Below are 935 nucleotides of genomic sequence, written 5' to 3'. Positions count from 1 at the left end.
TTCTGCCAGGTTTTATGAAGTATGTAAGCATCATTTGCAGCGCGGTGCCGAACAAGCTGTAGCTCATCTATAACGCCAGCTCTGATGTCCTGCCATCTATCGATTTGCTCTTCATCGAGAATTGATGAGAGGGAGTCTAGATGGAAGTTGGGTTTGCATTTTGCCGCTTTAAATAGGCGATGAAGCCAAAAACTATCGAAGGCCCAGGCATCGCAATATACATCCCCACTAAGTAGATCATTAAGTTCGCGAACAACCTGGCTAATCTCAGCGCCTTCTTGTTGAAGTTGGTCTTTACTGATTCCATGTATTCGCGCGGCTTTTTCTGACCAGTCTTTCCATAATACGTGCGGTTTGATCAGCCAGCTTCTGGTGCTGCCATCAGCCAGGCAAACACCTACTTCAATAGGGTAGCTGGATAGGAGGTCTAGGCTGGAAGCTTCGAAGTCAATAAAAACAGGGTTGTTGTCGCTAGGCATCTAAGGGTATTCGCGTGAGTAGGTAGTGGGTCGGCTGGTGAAATTGGACGCCGATATAATCCGGCCATATTAATCGTTAAGCAAAGGCTCTGCAATTACTGTACGAGTTTGGTGTGATCTTGACCATAAAAAATTGATTACCACTCGGTTAGTTTCTGTAGAAGTGGGAGTATTTTTATTGATTTGTGTCAATAAATTGGCGCAATTTATGTGTTGGGCCTTGAAAATGTCCAGGCGAGCCTTATCTATGTCATAACGAAGTTTACTGAACTTAGATACTATTGATTCCTTCGGGGGGATAACTTATGAGAATTGATCGTTTGACGAGCCGTTTGCAGGTTGCGATATCAGATGCGCAATCTATAGCCTTGGGAAAGGATCATCAGTTTATAGAGCCGGTGCATTTGATCCAGGTTCTAATTGACCAAAATGGCAGCGTATCCGCCTTATTGAGAC

At 44.4% G+C, this 935-nt stretch carries 2 protein-coding genes; one reads left to right on the top strand and one right to left on the bottom strand.

The features are described 5' to 3' along the window. The coding region (locus A3729_RS22350) for an exonuclease domain-containing protein (RefSeq protein ID WP_068634299.1) at positions 1-479 on the bottom strand (479 nt) is incomplete at its 3' end. 305 nt (positions 480-784) lie between these two features. Between A3729_RS22350 and A3729_RS31085 the strand changes: the two genes are divergently transcribed. Next, the coding region (locus A3729_RS31085; RefSeq protein WP_156498077.1) for a Clp protease N-terminal domain-containing protein at positions 785-935 on the top strand (151 nt) is incomplete at its 3' end.

The organism is Oleiphilus sp. HI0043 (assembly GCF_001634935.1).
Note: the sequence above shows the minus strand (reverse complement) of the source record. Positions and strands in the feature narration are given on the sequence as shown.